The organism is Pseudomonas sp. CCI3.1 (genome assembly GCF_034313985.1).
GTDB classification, from domain to species: Bacteria; Pseudomonadota; Gammaproteobacteria; order Pseudomonadales; family Pseudomonadaceae; genus Aquipseudomonas; species Aquipseudomonas psychrophila.
In genome coordinates, this window is the sequence record NZ_JAVIWO010000001.1 from 75,123 (window position 1) to 88,692 (window position 13,570).

11 protein-coding genes are annotated in these 13,570 nt (G+C 60.7%); 4 read left to right on the forward strand and 7 right to left on the reverse strand.

The window, feature by feature from the left end:
• Positions 1–23 precede the first annotated feature (23 nt).
• Positions 24–743 carry a murein L,D-transpeptidase catalytic domain family protein gene (locus RGV06_RS00310; protein ID WP_019821829.1) on the reverse strand — a complete coding sequence of 240 codons (720 nt, stop codon included), beginning with the start codon at positions 741–743 and terminating at the stop codon, positions 24–26.
• A 144-nt stretch (positions 744–887) separates the two neighbouring features.
• Between RGV06_RS00310 and RGV06_RS00315 the strand changes: the two genes are divergently transcribed.
• On the forward strand, positions 888–2,447 hold the full coding sequence (locus RGV06_RS00315) for a L,D-transpeptidase family protein (RefSeq protein ID WP_322149046.1): 1,560 nt from the start codon (positions 888–890) through the stop codon (positions 2,445–2,447).
• A 602-nt stretch (positions 2,448–3,049) separates the two neighbouring features.
• Positions 3,050–4,129, forward strand: coding sequence for an NAD(P)H-dependent flavin oxidoreductase (locus RGV06_RS00320; RefSeq protein WP_322149048.1), 1,080 nt, complete (start codon positions 3,050–3,052; stop codon positions 4,127–4,129).
• Here the strand turns inward: RGV06_RS00320 and RGV06_RS00325 are convergent.
• The 6 genes from RGV06_RS00325 to RGV06_RS00350 all read right to left on the reverse strand — a co-directional run bounded on the left by RGV06_RS00325 (position 4,102) and on the right by RGV06_RS00350 (position 10,149).
• Positions 4,102–5,415 carry a spinster family MFS transporter gene (locus RGV06_RS00325; protein ID WP_048352066.1) on the reverse strand — a complete coding sequence of 438 codons (1,314 nt, stop codon included), beginning with the start codon at positions 5,413–5,415 and terminating at the stop codon, positions 4,102–4,104. The two genes, RGV06_RS00320 and RGV06_RS00325, sit on opposite strands and share 28 nt — an antisense overlap.
• A 71-nt stretch (positions 5,416–5,486) precedes the next feature.
• The gene (dmpG, locus tag RGV06_RS00330; RefSeq protein ID WP_019821821.1) at positions 5,487–6,509 is read right to left on the reverse strand and encodes a 4-hydroxy-2-oxovalerate aldolase; all 1,023 of its coding nucleotides are present in this window, start codon (positions 6,507–6,509) and stop codon (positions 5,487–5,489) included.
• Between the two features lie 10 nt (positions 6,510–6,519).
• The gene (locus RGV06_RS00335; protein WP_198822066.1) at positions 6,520–7,449 is read right to left on the reverse strand and encodes an acetaldehyde dehydrogenase (acetylating); all 930 of its coding nucleotides are present in this window, start codon (positions 7,447–7,449) and stop codon (positions 6,520–6,522) included.
• A gap of 21 nt (positions 7,450–7,470) precedes the next feature.
• Positions 7,471–8,262 (reverse strand): fumarylacetoacetate hydrolase family protein, encoded by a 792-nt coding sequence (locus RGV06_RS00340; RefSeq protein ID WP_322149050.1) that lies wholly within the window; start codon positions 8,260–8,262, stop codon positions 7,471–7,473.
• A 102-nt stretch (positions 8,263–8,364) separates the two neighbouring features.
• Positions 8,365–9,138: a glucose 1-dehydrogenase gene (locus RGV06_RS00345; protein ID WP_048352068.1), complete on the reverse strand. Its 774-nt coding sequence runs from the start codon at positions 9,136–9,138 to the stop codon at positions 8,365–8,367.
• A 30-nt stretch (positions 9,139–9,168) separates the two neighbouring features.
• A complete protein-coding gene (locus RGV06_RS00350; RefSeq protein ID WP_019821814.1) occupies positions 9,169–10,149 on the reverse strand; it encodes a flavin reductase family protein in 981 nt (326 codons plus the stop codon).
• Positions 10,150–10,322: 173 nt separating this feature from the next.
• On the opposite strand from RGV06_RS00350, the gene RGV06_RS00355 reads away from it, so the two are divergent.
• On the forward strand, positions 10,323–11,759 hold the full coding sequence (locus RGV06_RS00355) for a coniferyl aldehyde dehydrogenase (protein ID WP_019821812.1): 1,437 nt from the start codon (positions 10,323–10,325) through the stop codon (positions 11,757–11,759).
• A gap of 66 nt (positions 11,760–11,825) precedes the next feature.
• On the forward strand, positions 11,826–13,400 hold the full coding sequence (locus RGV06_RS00360) for an amidase (RefSeq protein WP_046809707.1): 1,575 nt from the start codon (positions 11,826–11,828) through the stop codon (positions 13,398–13,400).
• The last annotated feature ends 170 nt before the right edge of the window (positions 13,401–13,570 follow it).

Below are 13,570 nucleotides of genomic sequence, written 5' to 3' on the forward strand. Positions count from 1 at the left end.
GTACCGGTATTGCTTCCGGGCTTTCAACCCCCTGGCATGACCTCATGCTTGGCCGACACAATACTTGCCACCTGCCGTGACTGGCAGTTGAGGTAAGCCGAGGATTGCAGCCAGCGCTTGTCGGGGTACCAGGCGAACATGAACTGGCCATTCTTGAGTTTGTCCACCACCTGGCGCGCCACTTGCGGGCGTACTGCCGGGCAGCCAAGGCTGCGACCGATTCGGCCCTGGGTTTTGCTCCACAGCGGATTAACGTAATCGGCAGGGTGAATCACGATTGCACGTTCGCGAGCTTGATCATTGATGCCCGGCTCCAGGCCGTCCATGCGCAACGAGTAGCCGTGGCTGCCCACATAGCTTTCCTGGGTACTGAACAGCCCCAGGCTTGACTGATTGCTGCCTTCGGTATTGGAGAAACTGGTGGCGAAGTTTTCACCGGATTTTTTGCCGTGGGCCACCAGATCTCGCAGAACCAACGTCTTGCGATTCAGGTCAAAGATCCAGAGACGACGCGCAGTCGAAGGTTGCGAGTAATCGATTACGGCCAGATGCTGGGCCTGCTTTGCGCCATTGTTGACCGCGCATTGCATGGCGCTCAGGGCGCTTTTAAGGGCCTGTGGGTTCAGCTCGGGGGCAGCATGGCTGAGTTTGCTGAGTAATAGAGGGTTGGCTGCGTAGGCAGTGCTGCAGGTTGCACTCAGTGCAAGGGCTGCCAAACAAAAGCGACGTAAAAAGTTAAGCATAAATAGCGTGTTCTCGATGATGTCAGGCCAGCAATCCTGCGCCGATAACTTGGCGATCCTGCGTTAGCTGCTAGCCTGTGGGTTTACCGTGACTGCAGATTCAGTTGATGTACCAAGTGACGGCCCTTAATTGGAGTTAAGCAGTTGTTCAAAAAACGCGCATTTTACTTGAGCATTGCCTTGCTGACTGCGCCATTGGTCGCTGTAGGCGATCCCCTACCTGTGAGTTCACTGAATCCGGTGCAGCAGGCGCTCAGTCAACTGCCTCAGGACTGCCCGGGGCTGGCGGCGCGAGTCAGCGAGTCTTCTAAACAACTGCTGCAGGGTTTTTATCTGGGGCATAACGATCAGTTGGTCTGGACCGACAATCAGCGCCTGAGCGCCTTGCAAGCAGCACTGGCTCAGTTGGCCGATGACGGTCTGAACCCTGGCGACTACACACTGCCCTCGACTCGGGATCTGTGCGCCGATATCGAGACCAGCCAGCAGTACCTTCAAGCATTGCAGGACCTGCACTATGGTCGCCTGCCACAGGCAAAGTTTGAGCCGGTATGGCATGCCAGCGAAGTGCCCCAGGACCGTCAGGCCCGGATTCTGGCCCTGGCAGGACCGGGCCTGAATGATATTCCGCGGGCCTTTGACCAGGCGCGGCCGCAAGGGGAGATGTATCAAAACCTGCGCCGGGTCTATGCCCGCCAGCGTCTGCAACCGTTGCCACAATGGCAGCCGCTTGCGAGCGGTCCTTTGTTGCGACCCGGCATGCAGGATGCACGGGTGCCCGAACTGGCAAAGCGGCTGTTCAGTGAAGGCTACCTGAATCAATTACCGGCCTCTGTCGATCACACTTACACCAATGAGTTGGCTGCAGCCGTGAAGAGCTTTCAGCTCGATCACTCGTTGCAGGCCGATGGTGTGATCGGTGCGGGTACCTTGAAAGAGCTGAATATCAGCCCTCAGGAGCGGCTCGAACAACTGCGCATCAACCTTGAGCGTTTTCGTTGGATCGCCCAGGATTTTGAGCCCGACAGCTTGCTGGTCAACGTGCCCGCTGCGCAATTGACCGTGTACCAGAGTGGCGTGCCCGTGTGGCAGACCCGCACACAAGTGGGGCGTGCCGAACGCCAGACACCGTTGCTCAAGTCCCGGGTCAATCGCCTGACCTTGAACCCGACCTGGACCATCCCGCCGACCATTTTTCGTGAAGACAAACTGCCGCAGATCCGCCGCGATCCGTCTTTCCTCAGCCGCCAGGATCTGCAGATCGTGGACAGCAACGGCCAGCCGTTGGCGGCCCAGGATATTGACTGGGACCGCCCGGGCAATATCCTTCTGCGCCAGGGCGCCGGGCCGAGAAACCCTCTGGGGCGAATTGCAATCCGGTTTCCCAATCCGTTCTCGGTCTACTTGCACGACACCCCCAGCCAGGCGTTGTTCAGCAAGGGACCACGGGCTTTCAGTTCGGGCTGTGTACGGGTCGAGTCGGTGTTCCAGCTGCGTGACCTGCTGGTGACCCCGGCCGAAAAGACCCGCACCGAAGAACTCTTGAGCACGGGGTTGACCCATGAATTCAGGCTGTCCCGACCGGTGCCGATCCTGATGACTTACTGGACGGCCCAGGCGAGCAAAGATGGAAAAGTGACCTATGCGCCGGACATCTACAACCATGACCCGGCTTTGATTTCGGCGTTGGCCGGCAAGAAATAAGAGGCCTGTAGCCGCTGACGCAGGAACGAGGCTGCGATCGGCTGCGTAGCAGTCGTAAGGTCGGCTTCCACGGTTAATCAGGCAAACCGCGTGTACCGGTTTTGCGACCGCTGCGCGATCGAACGTAGCCTCGTTCTACTCGTCAACTGCTACAAACGCGGGGTAGGTATCCGTAGCAGCTGACGAGCCGTGCGAGGCTGCGTCCGGCTGCGAAGCAGTCGTAAGGTCGGCTTCCACGGTTAATCAGGCAAACCGCGTGTACCGGTTTTGCGACCGCTGCGCGATCGAACGTAGCCTCGTTCTACTCGTCAACTGCTACAAACGCGGGGTAGGTATCCGTAGCAGCTGACGAGCCGTGCGAGGCTGCGTCCGGCTGCGAAGCAGTCGTAAGGTCGGCTTCCACGGTTAATCAGGCAAACCGCGTGTACCGGTTTTGCGACCGCTGCGCGTTCGAACGTAGCCTCGTTCTACTCGTCAACTGCTACGTAGAGGGTTAGCGGGTCAGACGACGAATGTGTAGCCGCTGACGAGCAGAACGAGGCTGCGCCTTCGTAAGCCAGCCGCTAGTATTGGCATCCCGATCATTACCCGTGAGCGCCCTCATGAGCTGCTGGCCCGATTCTCGCCTTATCGACTTGCTCGGCATCACCCATCCCATCATCCAGGCCCCCATGCTCGGCGCTGGCGCCGATATCATGATCGGTGTCGCCAGGGCCGGAGGGCTGGGGTCCCTGGCCTGTGCCACGTTGAACCTCGAATCGATTCGCGCTGAAGTGGCGGCTTTCAGGGCCGCAAGCGAGCAGCCCTTGAACCTGAATTTTTTCTGCCATCAAGCCCCAGAATACGACGAGGCCGCAATCGAGCAGTGGAAGTCGCTGTTCAAGGCCTACTACATCGAGCTTGGGGTCGACTATGACGCGCCGACTCCCGTGTCGAGCCGCGCACCTTTCGACGAAACCACCTGCGCCCTGGTCGAAGAGCTGCGCCCGGAGGTCGTCAGTTTCCACTTCGGCCTGCCGGCACCGGAGCTGGTGGCGAGGGTCAAGGCCTGCGGGGCAAAAATCCTCAGTTCAGCCACCACGGTTGAGGAGGCTCAATGGCTGGAGCTTCACGGGTGTGATGCGATCATCGCCATGGGCTACGAGGCCGGTGGGCATCGGGCGATGTTTTTGAGCCGTGAACTGACTACCCAGATCGGCACCTTTGCCCTGGTGCCACAGATCGTTGATGCGGTAACTGTGCCGGTGATTGCCGCGGGCGGGATCGCCGATGCGCGGGGCATCGGCGCTGCGTTTGCACTGGGCGCCAGTGCCGTGCAAATCGGCACCGCGTACCTGTTTTGTGCCGAGGCCAGCGTCACCCAACCCCATCACCGGGCGCTGCGTGAAGCCAGCTCCAGCCAAACTGCGTTGACCAACCTTTTTACCGGCCGCCCGGCCCGCGGTATTGTCAATCGGGTGATGCGCGAAATGGGTCCGATCAATACCCAGGCGCCGGTCTTTCCGCTGGCGGGCGGGGTGCTGCTGCCCTTGAAGGCCAAGTCAGAGGGCAGCGGTGACTTCATCAACCTGTGGGCGGGTCAGGCATTCCCCCTCAGCCCCGGGCGCAGGGCGAACCTGTCGTCCTATGAGCTGACCCGCACATTTATCGATGACTATGCGGCTCGCTCTGCCTGTAGATAATCGGTTTGTGCGGCATGGCTGGAGGTGCGGATCAGCAGCATGATCGCACCTGCCACCGGCAGACTGACCAGCAGTAACGCATAGCGCAGCGATTCAACGCCGAAAGCCGGTTGCAAGGCATCACTGAACAGTCCGGCCAGTAACGGGCCCACCCCAACCCCCATAAGTGTCGAGATGATGGTCTGTAAAGCCATGGCCGTGCCTCGACGGTTGGCCGGAACCAGTTGCGTGACCAGGTTGTAAGACGGGGCCACCCACCACACCACAAAAAAGCTGTACAGCGCGCACCACAGCATCGAGCTGGGGACGGGCACGCTGCCCAGCTGCGTCCACACTGTGTCGGGCCACAGCAGGTAGGCGAACAGCGCAGCAAGCGCGGCTACATTGCCGATTATTGGAATACCCACTTGCCAGTGCGGGTTGCGCGGCGTCAGGTGGTCGCTTAGCCAGCCGCTGAACAAGGCGCCGATCCCGGCAAAACCGCCACAGATAAAGCCCGCCAGCAACCCCGCATGCTGGAGTGACAATCCGTGGGAGCGCACCAGAAAGCTGGTGTTCCACATGCCGATAGCATAGGAGCCCAGAGTGGTCAGGCCGCCCGCCATGACCAGGCAACGGTAGGCGGGCAGAGCCCAGAGTTTGCGTGCCTCACTGCCCATGCTTTGCAGCGGATGGGCAGCATGGGCGCTGGCCAGGTCCCAACGGCCCCGGGCCGGATCGTTTGCGACAAAAGCCAGCAGCGTGGAGAACAACAGCGCGGGCATGCCGATCACGATAAACGCCGTGCGCCAGCCATAGTGCTCGACCACCCATGCCCCGAGGCTGAGGCCGATAACGGCGGAAAAGGTCGGGGCGGCAGTGAAGCAACTGATCGCAAACGAGCGACGATGCGGCGGGTACAAGTCGGCAATGATCGACATCGACGCCGAGGTGGTCGGCGACTCGCTCACGGCAACCGCCATGCGCGCCACGGCCAGCATCCAGAAACTGACTGCCAGGCCACAGATCATGGTCGCCACCGCCCATAACAGGCAGGCAATCGCCAGCAAGCGGGTGCGTGACATGCGATCGGCCAGCCGCCCGGCGGGCAAGGCGAGGAGGGCGTAGACCCCGGCAAATGCCAGGCCCGAAATCAGCCCCATCGCCGTATCACTGACCCCGAACTCTGCTTTGATCGGTTCAATCATCACCGCCAGAATCTGGCGGCCGACAAAGTTGTCGGCAAACATGGCCGCCAGCAACAACAGCAAAGCATGGCTGCGCCAGCCGACCTGGGCATTGGACATGGTTGAATTCCTGTCAGATAAAAACGCCAAAGGCGCTGACCCGGTCAGCGCCCCTGGCAAGGAACAAAGCCTCAGGCCCGCTGGCGAGCCAAGGTCATGGCAGTGTCTTCAATCATGTCTTCCTGACCGCCAACCATGCCGCGACGGCCCATTTCCACCAGGATTTCCCGTGCCGGTACGCCATATTTCTTCTCGGCGCGCTTGGCAAACAGCAGGAACGAGCCATAGACCCCGGCATAGCCCATAGTCAGGGCATCACGATCGCTGCGGATCGGGAAGTCCATGATCGGCACCACCAGGTCTTCGGCGACATCTTGAATGCCGAATACGCTGACCCCGGTTTCAATGCCCATGCGGTCACACACCGCAACCAGGATTTCCATTGGCGTGTTACCTGCACCGGCGCCCAAACCGGCAGCGGCGGCGTCGATCCGCGTGGCCCCGGCCTCGATGGCGGCGATGGAGTTAGACACACCCATGGACAGGTTGTGATGGCCGTGAAAGCCGATCTCGGTGTCCGGATGCAGCGCTTCACGCAACGCCGCGACCCGGGCCTTGATGTCGTGGGGCAGCATGTAGCCGGCCGAGTCGGTGAGGTAAACGCAGTTGGCGCCGAAACTCTCCATCAGCTTGCCCTGCTTGACCAGGCCTTCGGGGCTATTCATGTGGGCCATCATCAGGAAACCCACAGTGTCCATGCCCAACTTGCGCGCATAGGAGATGTGCTGCTCCGACACGTCTGCTTCCGTGCAATGGGTAGCGACCCGGATCGTATTGACCCCCAGCTCATACGCCATTTGCAGATGATCCACCGTGCCTATGCCGGGCAGCAGCAGGGCCGACACCTTGGCTTTTTTCATCATCGGGATAACCGCAGACAGGTACTGCTCATCGGTGTGCGCCGGGAACCCGTAGTTCACCGAACTGCCACCCAGGCCGTCGCCGTGGGTGACTTCAATCAAGGGCACGCCAGCGGCGTCCAGGCCACAGGCGATGTCTTTCATCTGTTGCAGGCTGATCTGGTGACGCTTGGGGTGCATGCCGTCGCGCAGGCACATGTCATGCACGGTGATTTTTTTGCCGCGAAGATCCATGGTCGGCTCCTTAAGCGAGGGCAGGTTGAGGGGCGGATGCCTTGAGTTGCAGTTCACCCTTGAGGATTTCCTCGGCGAACATCTCGGCGGTGCGCGCAGCGGCAGCGGTCATGATGTCGAGGTTGCCGGCGTACTTGGGCAGGTAGTCGCCCAGGCCTTCGACCTCCATGAAGATCGACACCCGATTGCCTTCAAACACCGGCCCGTTGACCAGCTTGTAGCCCGGCACGTACTGCTGCACCTGCTCGATCATGTTGGCAATGGCCAGGGTGATCGCGGCTTGATCCGGTTCGGTTTCAGTCAGGCAATGCACGGTGTCGCGCATGATCAGGGGGGGCTCGGCCGGATTGACGATAATGATCGCCTTACCTTTTTTGGCTCCGCCCACCTGTTCGATGGCACTGGCCGTGGTGCGGGTGAACTCGTCGATATTCTTGCGCGTGCCCGGGCCGACCGACTTGGACGCCGCTGTGGCGACGATCTCGGCATAAGCCACCGGTTGCACGCTGCTCACGGCAGCCACCAGCGGAATGGTCGCCTGGCCGCCGCAGGTGACCATATTGACGTTCATTACACCGCGCTTGAGGTTGGCCTTGAGATTGACCGGGGGCACACAGTACGGGCCAATGGCGGCAGGGGTCAGGTCGATCATCAGCACGCCCAGCTCGTTGAGCTTGCGGCTGTTTTCGGCGTGAACGTAAGCCGACGTGGCATCGAAGGCAATCTGAATATTGTCCGCCAGCACATGCGGCAACAGCCCGTCGACCCCGTCGCTGGTAGTCTTGAGGCCCATCTCTCGGGCGCGGCTCAGGCCTTCGGACGTGGCATCGATGCCCACCATCCACACCGGCTCCAGCACGTCGCTGCGAAGCAACTTGTAGAGCAGGTCGGTGCCGATATTGCCCGGCCCGATCAGGGCGCATTTGATCTTTTTGGTCATGGGAAAGGTCTCGAACGGGGTTTAGGGCACGAAGCGCAGACGGGCAGAGCCCAGACCGCTAAGGGTCAGGCTGACCTCATCCCCGGGTTGCACCGGCACCAGCGGTGCCAATGCTCCGGACAGAATGATTTCACCCTTGCGAAACGGAATGTCGAACTTGCCCAGGGTATTGGCCAGCCAAGCCACGGCGGCGCAGGGGTGGCCCTGTACTGCCGAGCCAAAACCGTTACCCGCCGGCTGACCGTTTTTCAGCATGTGCAGTTCGACCTTGGCCAGGTCCAGTTCACGGGGATTGATCCGTTGCTCGCCCAGGGCGAACACGCCGCATGAGGCGTTGTCGGCCACGGTGTCTTGAATGCGGATTTTCCAGTCGGCGATACGCGAGTCGACAATCTCGAAACACGGCCCCACCCATTGGCTGGCAGCCATGACGTCTTCGGCGGTAATGCCGGGGCCGTGCAGGTCTTCGCCGAGGATAAAAGCGATCTCGCCTTCAGCCCGTGGTTGCACCAGATGGTGGGTGACGAAGCTCACATCACTGTTGTCAGCGACCTGCATGGGATTAGTCAAAAAACCGAAATCGGGCTGATGCACATCGAGCATTTCCTGCACGGCACGGCTGGTGACGCCGATCTTCTTGCCGATCACTTGCTCGCCCAGCGCTTCGCGGCGCTGTAAAAAACGCAGGGAGATCCGGTAGGCCGTTTCCAGGGTCAGGTCCGGATAACGCTGGGTCAGCGGCTGCACACTGCGGCGCTCACGCAGCGCGTGAAACAGCTCGTCGCCCAGGGCTTCAATCAACTGTGTGTCCATAAATACGCTCTCTTAAAGCCAGATCCCGGTGAGGGCTCTGCAGAAAATCCCTTGTGGGAGCGAGCTTCGCGAGCAGGCTCGCTCCCACGGTTTAGTCTTGGCTCAGCCCGGCCACACGCTCGATTCGGCGCCACCATCCACTTCCAGGATCTTGCCGGTGACCCAGCGCGAAGCCGGGGTGGCCAGGTACAGCGCAGCGGCGGCAATGTCTTCGACTTCGCCCAGGCTTTGCAGCGGGGTGGCGTTGATCATGCCCTCGCGCATGGCAACCGGCAGGACGCGGTTCAGGGCGTCGGTCAGGATCGGGCCGGGGGCAATTGCGTTGACCCTCACCAACGGCGCGAAATCCTGGGCCAGCAAGCGGGTCATGTGGCTCAGCGCGGCTTTGGCAGTGCCATAGGCACTGAATTGGGTTTGGGCATAACGCGCCGCGCCTGAGGTGATATTGAGAATGTTGCCGTTGCCCGCATCACGCATGTGCGGCACGCACAGCTGGCACAGGTGATAGGCCGAAGACACGTTGAAACGCATGATTTCTTCGAAGCGCTCGACACTCAGGGTCAACGGGTCGTTGGGGCCGGCACCGCCTGCGTTGTTCACCAGATGAGTAATGCGCCCCATGTGCTCACGGGCTTGGGTGACCACCGCACTGCGTTGTTCGGCATCATTCACGTCACAGCTCAGGGCCAGGGCACGGCGGCCCAGGCTGCGAACTTCTTCGGCCACCGCTTCAACGTCGCTCAAGGTGCGGGCTGCCAATACCACATCGGCGCCAGCCTCGGCGTAGGCCAGGGCGATCCCGCGGCCAATGCCCCGCCCGCCACCGGTGATGACGGCCACGCTGCCGGTCAGATTGAAGCGCTGAATAATGTTCATAAAGGGTCCTGTTCCTTTTTGACTAGGGATTTAACGGGGCGCCCATAGATCGGGCAAGCCTGGATCACTGGCTGCAATCAGGCGCTTGAGCAGCACTTTAAGGGCCTGGGCATCGCCGGGAGCGAGTCTGGCCGATACGTTCTCCTCCACGGCCTTGGCCAGTGCCACTTGTTGCAGCGACGCCTCACGACCGGTGGCGGTCAGTACATAGCGCGGTGCCTGCTGGCTGCCTTCGAGAGCGACCAGATTCTGCTTTTCGAGAAAGCGCATGCTTGCCACGGTCACCACATGCCCGGTGTAGCTGACGAAATGATTGATTTCATCCAGGGTCAGGTTGTCGCGAATACACAGGACCGAGAGGATGAAAAATGCATGCTCATCCAGTTGCTGATTGCTCAGCAGGCGATGCAGGGCGTCGAGCAACTGGTAGTGGGCGCGGCCCAGCAGATAACCGAGCAAGTCCTCGGTGTAGCTGCATTCCGGCGGTGGCGGAGTGGTTGCCAGGCGCAGCTCGCTGCGTGGCTTGCGCGTCGCCAGGGCATATTGGCCGCTTTGAAAGGCCAACGGTGCACGGTCGCTGTGATCGAAGGCGAGTACTTCCCCGACAAAAATCACATGGTCGCCGCCTTCATATTGAAAGGCCGTGCGGCACTGAAACCTGGCGGTGCAGTCCTGTAGCAGCGGCGCTTCGCTGATGCCGTTGTCGAGTTCAATTTCGGAGAACTTGTTCTCGCCCTGCATCGCAAAACGTCCGGACAGAGGTTCCTGTTCGGTCGACAGCACATGCACGTTCCAGTGTTTTCCGGAACTGAACACCGGCAGACTGCGAGCAGTCTTGGCCAGACTCCACAGCACCAGCGGCGGGTTGAGGGAGACCGAGTTGAAACTGTTGGCAGTAATGCCGATGGGCGAACCATCTTCAGCCTGGGTGGTGATGATCGTCACCCCGGTGGTAAAGGTGCCCAGCGCGGTACGGAATGCCTGCGGGTCGAAGCTGCTTTGCATTGCCATGACGAACCTCATGGATTGAATTTTCGTGCTTGCAGTATTCGCCTCGAAACGGTGCGCTACATCGTCTTAATGGACTAACGAATGCAGCCGATTATCGTCCGATTGGACGAGGCGTTCGGGAGGCGGATTCGCTAGCGTCGGCTCATTGAACCGGTGTATCAGAGGACTCATCCATGACGTTCAGCAGCACTGCTCCAGAACAGCTGTCCAGCCTGTTGGCGGCGCAAAAAGAAGCCTTTATCAATGCTGGGTACGTCAGCCCAGAGCTGCGTCGGGCACGCATTCAGCGCGTGATAGAGCTGCTGGTGCGCTATCAGCAGCCACTGATCGAGGCAATGGATGAAGATTTTGGCGGTCGCCCGCAGGGTTTTTCATTGATGAATGACGTGCTGGGTTCGCTGGCATCACTCAAATATGCGCGCGACCATCTTGACCATTGGGCACAAGATGAGCCGCGACAAGTGTTTTCGCCCTACGACCAGATGGGTGCCAAAGCCTGGGTGATGCACCAGCCCAAAGGCTCCATCGGCATTCTGGGCACCTGGAATGCGCCGCTGTTCACCTTGCTCAGCCCTTTGGCATGCGTCCTGGCTGCGGGCAATCGAGCCATTCTCAAACCCTCCGAAGTGGTGCCTCGCACCGCTCAGGTCCTGACCCAGGCCTTTGCCGACATGTTCGACCCGCTTGAAATCGCTGTGGTGACCGGTGATGCCGAGCTGGCGCAGGTATTTACCTCCCAACCCTTCGATCATCTGGTGTTCACCGGCAGTACCGCTGTGGCACGTTCGGTCATGCGCAATGCGGCTGAAAACCTGGTGCCCCTGACCCTGGAACTGGGAGGTAAATCCCCGGTGATCATTTCCCGCAGCGCAGATCTGGCCAAGGCTGCCTTCAGCATCGCAGTGGCCAAGGCCAATAACGGTGGGCAAATCTGCATCAACCCGGACGTGGTGTACGTGCCGCGTGAGCTGCTGGAAGATTTTATCGGCCTGCTGGGTACTGCCTACACCGAACTGCTCCCTACCACGGACGACAACCCGGATGTAGTGGCTGTGGTCAATGCCCGCCATGTGCAGCGCATCGACGGTTACGTGCAGGATGCCCGTGAGCGGGGTGCCCGGATCGAGAGCTTCCCGCAGGCGCCAGAGGCCGACGCCCGAACCCGTCGACGCGCGCTGCAGGTGGTGATCAACCCGCCCCGTGACAGCCAGATCATGCACGAAGAAATCTTCGGCCCGGCGTTGGTGCTGCTGCCTTATGAGCACATTGATCGGGCGCTGGGCGACATCCACTCCCGCGAGCGACCGCTGGCGCTGTACTACTTTGGCCAGAATGAAGAAGAGCAGCGCCATGTGCTGCAGCACACGATTTCCGGCGGTGTGAGCATCAATGACGTGATGATGCACGCGGCTCTGCATGACGCGCCGTTTGGCGGGATCGGTGCCTCGGGCATGGGCCACTATCATGGCCGCGAAGGCTTCCTTGAATTCAGCCACATGCGTACGGTTTACAAGGCTGCGGCCCACGATCCGCGCCGCGAATGGGGCCTGCTGCCGCCCTATGGCGAACACTTTTTGCCCACCATGCAATCGATGGTAACGGCTGACTGAAAACGCTGTGCTCCCACAGGGGGCATGCGTTTTTTACAAAAATAAAATGTAAATCGGAGTGATACTTTGCCAATCCCAGCCTCTACCCCCGAAGACACGCAACTTGCCACCGGCTGGCAGCGTCGTCATGTGCTCAAGGCCGGTGCCCTGACTGTGGGCGCAGGCCTGCTCGGGCGCTTTGCCAATGCGGCCGGTTCCAGCGGTATATCCCCTGGGGAATATCTGCAAATGGATGCCTGGGACATGGCCAAAGCCGTGCAAAAAGGTGAAATCAGCCCGCAAAATCTGCTGTCGGCGGCCATGGCCCGTTGTGATGCGGTCAACCCCAAGGTCAATGCCGTCAATATGCGCCATGACGACTACGCCAACGCGCTGCTCAAGGCCCGTACCGCCAGTGGTGCATCAACCACGGGGGCGCTGGCCGGGGTGCCGATCCTGATCAAGGACCTCAATACTTACCTCGAAGGCACCCGCACCACCAATGGTTGCCGCCTGTACAAAGATGCACCGCTGGCGCCCCATACCAGCACCCTGATCACCCGTTATCAGGCGGCCGGGGCCGTGCCGTTTGGCAAGACCACCTGCCCGGAATTCGGGTTGACCACCACCACCGAATCCCTGCTGTGGGGGCAAACCCGCAACCCGTGGAACCTGGCTAAAAGCGCAGGAGGCTCATCCGGTGGCGCGGCGTCGGCCGTTGCTGCGGGCATTGTGCCGGTGGCCCACGCCACAGACGGCGGTGGCTCGATCAGGATACCCGCGTCCTATTGCGGCCTGGTCGGGCTCAAGCCCACGCGCTACCGCACCCCCAGCGGCCCGGGTAAATATGAGGGCTGGTTTGGAGCCAGCGTAGGCAACGTGGTGTCGCGCAATGTGCGTGACATGGCGTTGTTCATGGATGCGGGGCAGGGGCATGAGGCTGGCAGTCCGTACTGGGCCAAGCCACTTGAGCGCCCCTATGTCGAAGAGTTGCGCACCGCCCCCGGTCGTTTGCGCATCGGCGTGGTACGTGACTCATTGACCGGCGCGCCGCTGGACCCTGAGGTGGAGAGAGTGCTGAGCGATACTGCCAAACGCCTGGCAGCACAGGGGCATGAGGTTGAAGAGCTGCGCCTTGGCATCGATCCGCGCCAGTTGTTCGGCGCACACGGTTCGGTGATTGGCGATGCATTGCTGACCATGGTTCACGATCGCGAACAGGTACTGGGTCGCGCTGCCACTGCCGATGACTACGAACGTATCACCCGGGTGGTGCTGGACCGCGCGCAAAAAGTTACCGGAGAGGGCTTGTACCGTGCGCGTCAGTCGTTCGAGACCATTGGCGGCTACATGGAAGATCAATTCCAGAAGTTTGACGTGATCCTCTCGCCGGTGACCGCCAATGTCACCCCGGACCTGGGGCTCTTGAGCCTCGATCAGCCCTGGGAGAGCTATGCCCACAACGCCATGGGCAGCGCGTCCTTTACCGTACTGGCCAACGTCAGCGGCCAGCCGGCCATTTCCTTGCCGGTGGGCATGAGCAACAACGGTCTGCCCATCGGCATGATGTTTACCGGGCCTTTGGGTGGCGAAGACGTGTTGCTGCGTTTGAGTGCGCAGATTGAACAGGATCGGCCTTTCGCCAGGCTGCCGGTTCTTTAAGCCTGTTCCCCCCAGGGTCATTGTGGGAGCGAGCCTGCTCGCGAAGTGATCCCGGCGCGTGCGCAAGTTCCGTGTGATGCCCTAGCCTAGTCCGCTTTGACGATGATCCACAGCGTGCCAGGCCGGATTATTCGTCATACACCGCCCGCGCATTCGCGCAGCGAGAGACT

Bases quoted from the DNA above. Each gene is read 5' to 3' on its own strand.
- RGV06_RS00310 (WP_019821829.1), bottom strand. From the start codon at position 743: ATGCTTAACTTTTTACGTCGCTTTTGTTTGGCAGCCCTTGCACTGAGT.
- RGV06_RS00320 (WP_322149048.1), top strand. From the start codon at position 3,050: ATGAGCTGCTGGCCCGATTCTCGCCTTATCGACTTGCTCGGCATCACC.
- RGV06_RS00325 (WP_048352066.1), bottom strand. From the start codon at position 5,415: ATGTCCAATGCCCAGGTCGGCTGGCGCAGCCATGCTTTGCTGTTGTTG.
- dmpG (WP_019821821.1), bottom strand. From the start codon at position 6,509: ATGGATCTTCGCGGCAAAAAAATCACCGTGCATGACATGTGCCTGCGC.
- RGV06_RS00335 (WP_198822066.1), bottom strand. From the start codon at position 7,449: ATGACCAAAAAGATCAAATGCGCCCTGATCGGGCCGGGCAATATCGGC.
- RGV06_RS00340 (WP_322149050.1), bottom strand. From the start codon at position 8,262: ATGGACACACAGTTGATTGAAGCCCTGGGCGACGAGCTGTTTCACGCG.
- RGV06_RS00345 (WP_048352068.1), bottom strand. From the start codon at position 9,138: ATGAACATTATTCAGCGCTTCAATCTGACCGGCAGCGTGGCCGTCATC.
- RGV06_RS00350 (WP_019821814.1), bottom strand. From the start codon at position 10,149: ATGGCAATGCAAAGCAGCTTCGACCCGCAGGCATTCCGTACCGCGCTG.
- RGV06_RS00355 (WP_019821812.1), top strand. From the start codon at position 10,323: ATGACGTTCAGCAGCACTGCTCCAGAACAGCTGTCCAGCCTGTTGGCG.